This is a genomic window from Phaeobacter sp. (assembly GCF_022825805.1).
GTDB lineage: Bacteria > Pseudomonadota > Alphaproteobacteria > Rhodobacterales > Rhodobacteraceae > Phaeobacter.
The window spans coordinates 23,410-30,371 of the sequence record NZ_JAJDWC010000140.1; the positions used below are offsets into that span (position 1 = coordinate 23,410).

Consider the following 6,962-nt stretch of genomic DNA (forward strand, 5'->3'; position numbering starts at 1 on the left):
TTGGATCAAAACGCTTGTCCTATGCCGATGTAGAACTGCAAACCATCCTCCGTGCCCCCATCTACCGGATAGGCCAGATCGAGCCGGATGGCACCAAGCCCGGCAACGTCATAGCGCAGGCCCAGCCCGGCACCGGCATGACGTGCAGAGTTTGACGACACGAAACTGCTGCTGTCGACCAAGCCGACATCATAGAACCCCACGAGGGTGAATTGCTCTGCCAAACGGGCGCGAATTTCACCTGACAGCGCAAGATAGCCGCGGCCACCGGATATGCCGTTGCCCGCAGGCACCCCGAGCGACTGGAATTCTTGCCCCCGCACTGAGCCTGCGCCGCCGGAGAAAAACAACAACGTCGGCGATACTTCCGACAGGTCGGGCCCCAGCACAGAGCCAAGCTGCAGGCGTCCGGCCAGAACAATGCGATCAGAGGCGCCAAGCGACTGATAAACCCGCCCATCAAAGCGTAGTTGCACACCAGATTTGCTGCCATCAATGCCGATGAACGGCAGCACGCGTGCATCCAGATAGGTGCCGCTGGTGGCATTCAAACGACTGTCTCTGAGATCCTGCTCAAGCCGCAGTCTCCCGAGCAGGAACTTGAACCGCCGCTTGCCAAAAACATCGTCCGCAAGGGTACTGGCAAAGCCGACTGCGGCCTCCGCGAACATCGTGTCTGAATAAACCCGCCGCAGCCCGACCGCTCCAAATCCCTGCGTGGCGTCAAAGTGTTCTTCGTCCAGCCGGTCGACTTCGAGCAAGAAAAACTGGTTGTCATCGGGGCCAAAGACAGCCGGGCGATCCAGTCGCAGGGCGATGCGTCCGTCCAGATCATTGGCACTGCCGATCCCGGTGAGCCGGGTTTCAAACCGCAGCCGTTCAGCGGCTCCGAACAGGTTGCGATGGGTCCAGCTGGTGCTGATTTCGAGCCCATCCGAAGAGCTGAGCTCGGCCCCAAATGTGAGACGGCGCGGCGGCAAATCTTCGATGCTGGCGGCAAAATCCAGGGTTCCATCTGGGTTGGCTTGCTCTGCAGGTCGGATTGATACGGAGGCAAATGCCCCCGTGCGCCGCAACCTGGTTGCGGATTGCGCCACTTGATCCGGGTGAAATGTCTCACCGGTGGGAAACCCAGCGATCCGGGCAATCGCATCGGGGCGCACCGAAGACGTGGTCGCCAGTTGCAAATCACCAAACCGCAGTTTTGGGCCAGGGGCCAGCCTTAGGCGAGCGTTCAGCCGCGCCTGTGCGTGCACGGCGGTGATCGACTGACCGCCGATTTTGGCCAGCGGGTGACCTGCAGCGCGCCAGTTTTCGACGCCTGCAGTGGCCGTATCGCGCAGCACGGCTGTGGTGGCGACCTGACCCGTTGCAAAATCCGAAGGGAGATCGAAGGATTGCGGGGACGGCAGTGGTGTGATCTCGGCCTGACCGAACCTGAATTGGGGTCCCGCAGTGACCGAGATGGCGATGTCATTGACGCTTTTGGGTAGGTTCAACGGCTGGATCGAGGCCGCATCTTTGCCATCCAATCGGATGCGCACAACCGGCGCGAAATACCCCTGATCATAAAGCACCTGCACCAGGGTCCGATAGTCGGACAGGGCCGCCGCCAGCAGCGGCTGCACCTCCGTCTCGCCCCGCGCGCTGGCCGCCAGAACCGCAGAGGCCCCTTGCAGGCGGTCTCTTAGTTCATCGCTGGAACCGGGGGCTTGCAGCCGCGCCTCCACCGCGTTCGAAGCGCCGGTGAAACCCATAAGGATCAAAGCCGTCAGGCACAGGGCGCGCACGCCTTTGGCCAAACCGGCATGGCCCGGCGAGAGAACAGCAGATGCAGTCTGACGGAAACGGCAATTGGGCATAGATGCTCCGGACACGGTAATGGACACGGCCAGCCACAGCTGTAGTGCCATACACCCATCGCTTCACGCCTTACGTAGCCCTAGCATAGGGCCTGCCCATCGAAAACGGCAATCAGACCGCAGGCGGTGCTGCGGCCATGAATTGCCTACATCTGGGCGGCGCGAAACCAGGCGCGGATCGCTGCCCGATCCTCGGGTTCCATATAGGTGATATTGGCCGGTGGCATGGCGTGGGTGACCCCGGACTGAAGGTAGATTTCATGCGCCCGGCTGGCCACATCTGCTTCGGTCTCCAGCAGGACGCCCTTGGGTGCGGTGCGAATGCCATCCCAAAATGGCTCCTGGGCGTGGCACATGCTGCATCGCCCCAGAACAATTTCATGGACTTCGCCGAACCCTTCGGTGTTTGCCATCGCCAAAGCCGTGCCAGTGAGCTCAGCCTGTGCAGGGGCTTCATCGCCTTCGTGTTCCAGACCGAGCGAGGACAGGATAATCACCCCAAGGAACAACAGCGTCGCGGCAAGCCAGGTCCAGCTGGGATCGCCCTTTCGGGCATGCCGGGTGTTGAAATAATGTCGAATGGTGACGCCCATCAGGAATACCAGCGCCGCAATCACCCAATTGTATTCGCTCGCGAAGGCCAAAGGATAGTGGTTCGACAGCATCAAAAACACGACCGGCAGCGTGAGGTAGTTGTTGTGGGTCGATCTCAGCTTGGCAATTTTGCCATATTTGGCATCTGGTGTGCGCCCTTCTTGCAGATCCTGCACTACGATCCGCTGATTTGGCATGATGATGAAAAACACATTGGCCGTCATGATCGTAGCGGTGAAAGCGCCAAGATGTAGCATCATGGCGCGCCCGGTGAAGACCTGATTGAGCCCCCAGCCCATGACGACCAGCAGAGCGAACAGCAAGATCATCAACAGCGTCGGTCGCTCGGCCAGCCCGGATTTGCACAGCTGGTCATAGACGATCCAGCCGATGGACAATGTGGCGGCTGAAATCAGGATGCCCTGCCACAGCTCCAGATCGGCCTTTGTCCGGTCAATCAGATAGAGTTCACCCCCGACCCAATAAACCACCATCAACAACGCAAACCCGGAGAGCCAGGTCGAATAGCTTTCCCATTTGAACCAGGTGAGATGGTCTGGCATCTCGGACGGAGCCACCAGATACTTGCGGATGTGATAGAAGCCACCGCCATGCACCTGCCATTCCTCACCATGGGCGCCGGGTGGAAGATCGGGGGCCTGCCGGAGACCCAGGTCCAGCGCGATGAAGTAAAACGACGAGCCGATCCAGGCGATGGCTGTGATAACGTGCAACCAACGGATGGCAAAGCCGAGCCAATCCCAGATCATCAGCAGCTCAAACATCAGGTCTTGTCCTTCGCGTTTTGTCGGCAGGTGAACCACTGGCCTATTCGGCCAGCCGTCTGGTTACCCTAGGCAAATGGCAGTTTATTCGGTATTCCCGTATACTGCCAAACTGTATCAAAAAAACTGAAACAATCGCGGGCCGCGCCATGTCCTATCTCGACAATATCCGAACCTTTGTTCGCGTCTATGAATTGGGCTCCATGTCTGCGGCCGGGCGCGATCTTCGGGTATCACCGGCGGTGACATCGGCGCGGATTTCACAGCTGGAGGACTACCTCGGCGTCCGTCTGTTTCAACGCACCACACGCAACCTGACGGCAACGGAACAGGGGCGGGCGTTTTATGATGGCGCTGTGGCGGTGCTGGATGCGGTGGATGCTGCAGAGGCCCAGGTCATGCATTTGACCGAAACACCGCGCGGGACGTTGTTTGTGGCGGCGCCTCTGGGGCTAGGGCGGCGGTTGTTGGCACCGGAAGTGCCGCAATTTCTTGATCAGTATCCAGAGATCAAGCTGCGTCTGCGGCTGACGGACAGGTCAGTGGATCTGACCAACGAGGGCCTGGATCTGGCGTTTTTCCTTGGCCAACCCGAAGATAGCAACCTCAGAATCCGCAAAATTGCCGATTGCCCAAGAGTGCTCTGCGCTGCGCCGGAATATATCACTCGCCGTGGCTTGCCGATCGATGGCGATGCGCTGGTGAGAGACGGGCACGATTGTCTGAATCTCCGCTTCCCCGGTGCAAATGAATTTCAATGGTTGCTGCAGACACCAGACGGGCCCCGGCGGTTTGCCGTCAGCGGGCGATATGAATGCGATGATGGCGATGTGCTGACCGATTGGGCGCTGGCAGGGCAGGGCATCGTGCTAAAGCCCGAATTCGAAGTGGTGGATCATATCGCAGCGGGTCGGTTGATCCCGGTTGCGACCCAAACACCGCCGGTGCCCGTGCAGCTGGCCTGTCTCTACACTCATCGTCGCCATCAGGATCCAAAGACCCGCCTGTTCATGGAACATATGATCGGCCATCTATCTGATGTCCTGCGCAACAAGGCAGATCTGTCCTCAGGCTAGGACAACCGCTGTGATTGGCCCTGCCGTGGGATCAGCTGCCGCGATAGGTGGAATAGCCAAATGGCGACAGGAGCAGCGGCACATGGTAATGGGCGTCGGCCTCGGTGATGCCAAAGCGGATCGGTACCTCGTCCAAGAACAGCAGATCACCCGTGGCCTGACCGCTGTCGCGCAGATATCCACCGGCCTCAAACACCAGTTCATATTGCCCGGTGGTGAATGTCGCTGCAGGTAGGATCGGGCTGTCGGTCCGACCATCAGCATTTGTCTGCATCGTCGCCAGAAGCTGGCGTGCCTCGCCCTCAAGCCGGTACAAATGGATGGTCAATCCCGCTGCCGGGCAGCCGCGCGCTGTGTCGAGAACATGGGTCGTCAAAAAGCCTGCGTTTGCGGTGATGCTCATACCAAAACTCCCTTGTTGGCCCGAAAGTTGACCTGATTGTCGGCCTGAAACATCTGCCGCAACCAACGGCACACTGCAAACCCGCCCATGGTGATAGTCTATTTGGCAAAATTTGAAAAATCATCGCTGTCTTCTGCCATAGTAAGGGGCACGCACCACTGACAGAGGTCTTTCGAAGATGAACAGATACCCGCGCGACATGATCGGCTACGGGGCCACCCCACCTGATGCTGCCTGGCCGGGGGGCGCGAAGATCGCGGTTCAATTTGTTCTGAACTACGAAGAAGGCGGCGAAAACAACATTTTGCATGGCGACGCAGGGTCCGAGGCATTCTTGTCCGACATCCCCGGTGCGGCCTCTTGGCCCGGTCAGCGGCACTGGAACATGGAATCGATTTACGAATACGGCGCGCGCTCCGGGTTCTGGCGCCTGCATCGCATGTTCACTGCGGCCAAGGTTCCGGTCACGGTTTACGGCGTTGCCTCCGCTTTGGCCCGCTCGCCAGAACAGGTGGCCGCCATGAAAGCCGCCGATTGGGAAATTGCCTCGCATGGGCTGAAATGGGTCGAACACAAAGACATGGCGGTCGAGGATGAGCGCGCGGCCATCGCCGAAGCCATCCGTTTGCACAACGAAGTGGTCGGAGAGCGGCCGCGTGGCTGGTACACCGGACGCTGCAGCGAAAATACGGTCCGTCTTGTCGCGGAAGAGGGCGGGTTCGACTATGTGTCCGATACCTATGATGATGATCTGCCCCACTGGATTGAGGTTGGCGACCACGATCAGCTGATCATTCCCTACACGCTGGAAGCCAACGATATGCGGTTTGCCACAGCACCGGGCTACACCACCGCAGAGCAGTTCTATCAATATCTGAAAGACGCATTTGATCTGCTCTATGCAGAGGGCGCGGCTGGTGCGCCGAAGATGCTGTCCATCGGATTGCACTGCAGGTTGGTTGGTCGTCCGGGCAAGGCCGCAGGGCTGCAGCGGTTCCTGGACTACATCAGCGCCTTTAAAGATGTCTGGTGCGCCCGCCGGATCGACATTGCGACACATTGGGCGCAGACCCATCCGCACCAGCGCCGGAACCGGCCCAGCCAGATGGCGAGAGCGGCCTTTGTCGAGGCGTTCGGCGGCGTGTTTGAGCATTCGGCCTGGATTGCAAATCGGGCTTTTGACCTCGAACTTGGACCAGCCCATGATCGCGCGGTCGGCCTGCACAATGCGCTCTGCCGGATCTTTCGCTCGGCTGAGCGCGAGGACCGGCTGGGGGTGCTACGCGCCCATCCCGATCTGGCTGGCAAACTGGCCGCGGCCAAACGACTGACCGCAGAAAGCACGGCAGAGCAGGCCTCCGCCGGTTTGGACGCGCTGACCGATGCGGAGCGCACGCAGTTCAGCGCGTTGAATGCGGCCTATGTCGACAAACACGGCTTTCCCTTCATCATTGCGGTGCGCGACCATGACAAAGCATCGATCCTGCAGCAGTTTGAAACCCGTATCGACCATGATGGAGAAACAGAATTTGCAGAGGCCTGCAGGCAGGTCGAACGGATCGCAGAGATCCGGTTGGCGGATCTGCTGCCATGAACGTGATTCCGATCCAACCCATCAGCGCGGCGGCCTTTGCCCCCTTCGGTGATCTGATCGACTGTTCAGGTGACCCGGACAAAGTCATCAATCAGGGCCTGTGTGGACGGTTTCACGACCGCGCAGAGATGGCCTTTTCCGATGGGCGCGCTGGACTGAGCCTGTTTCAGGCCGAGCCCCGGCAATTGCCGCTCCAGCTGGAGATGGTGGAGCGGCACCCGGAGGGCAGCCAGGCGTTTATCCCAATGAGCGAACACGGCTTCTTGGTGATCGTGGCTCCGAACGTATCAGGGGGGGCAGGCGCCACGGGCCAGCCGGGTCAGCCCATCGCCTTTGAAACGCAACCCGGACAGGCGATCAACTTTCACCGTGGCACATGGCACGGTGTGCTGACACCTTTGCATGCGCCAGGGCTGTTTGCCGTTGTGGACCGCATTGGTCCGGGCCGGAACCTGGAAGAGCACTGGTTTGACGATCCATTCCTGGTGCAACGGCCCTAGCGCAGCCACCCTAATGCATTGAGCCCTTATGTTGAGGCATATCCTGCATCGCAGAAGTAGTTGTAGCATTCGTCTGGGGTGAAGAGGTCGCAGACTTCGGCAAGCGCGTCGAACATCTGGTCGAAGGTTCTGGCTCCGATACGCCTGA

The 6,962-nt window shown here is 59.6% G+C and carries 6 protein-coding genes; 3 read left to right on the forward strand and 3 right to left on the reverse strand.

Going from position 1 to position 6,962, the window contains the following annotated elements; all coding sequences use genetic code 11:
• Window positions 1-5: 5 nt before the first annotated feature.
• Both Q0C28_RS16250 and Q0C28_RS16255 read right to left on the reverse strand, forming a co-directional pair.
• Window positions 6-1,913, reverse strand: a complete 1,908-nt coding sequence (locus Q0C28_RS16250) for a BamA/TamA family outer membrane protein (protein ID WP_293577367.1) — start codon at window positions 1,911-1,913, stop codon at window positions 6-8.
• 95 nt (window positions 1,914-2,008) lie between these two features.
• The gene (locus tag Q0C28_RS16255; RefSeq protein ID WP_293577369.1) at window positions 2,009-3,241 is read right to left on the reverse strand and encodes a urate hydroxylase PuuD; all 1,233 of its coding nucleotides are present in this window, start codon (window positions 3,239-3,241) and stop codon (window positions 2,009-2,011) included.
• A gap of 149 nt (window positions 3,242-3,390) precedes the next feature.
• Between Q0C28_RS16255 and Q0C28_RS16260 the strand changes: the two genes are divergently transcribed.
• Window positions 3,391-4,317, forward strand: a complete 927-nt coding sequence (locus Q0C28_RS16260) for a LysR family transcriptional regulator (RefSeq protein ID WP_293577371.1) — start codon at window positions 3,391-3,393, stop codon at window positions 4,315-4,317.
• Between the two features lie 31 nt (window positions 4,318-4,348).
• On the opposite strand, the gene uraH is transcribed toward Q0C28_RS16260, so the two are convergent.
• Window positions 4,349-4,720 carry a hydroxyisourate hydrolase gene (gene uraH, locus Q0C28_RS16265; RefSeq protein ID WP_293577373.1) on the reverse strand — a complete coding sequence of 124 codons (372 nt, stop codon included), beginning with the start codon at window positions 4,718-4,720 and terminating at the stop codon, window positions 4,349-4,351.
• A 178-nt stretch (window positions 4,721-4,898) separates the two neighbouring features.
• On the opposite strand from uraH, the gene puuE reads away from it, so the two are divergent.
• Window positions 4,899-6,314 carry an allantoinase PuuE gene (puuE, locus tag Q0C28_RS16270; RefSeq protein WP_293577374.1) on the forward strand — a complete coding sequence of 472 codons (1,416 nt, stop codon included), beginning with the start codon at window positions 4,899-4,901 and terminating at the stop codon, window positions 6,312-6,314.
• A complete protein-coding gene (locus Q0C28_RS16275; protein ID WP_293577375.1) occupies window positions 6,311-6,814 on the forward strand; it encodes an ureidoglycolate lyase in 504 nt (167 codons plus the stop codon). Before puuE ends, Q0C28_RS16275 begins: the two co-directional genes overlap by 4 nt.
• Window positions 6,815-6,962: the final 148 nt, after the last annotated feature.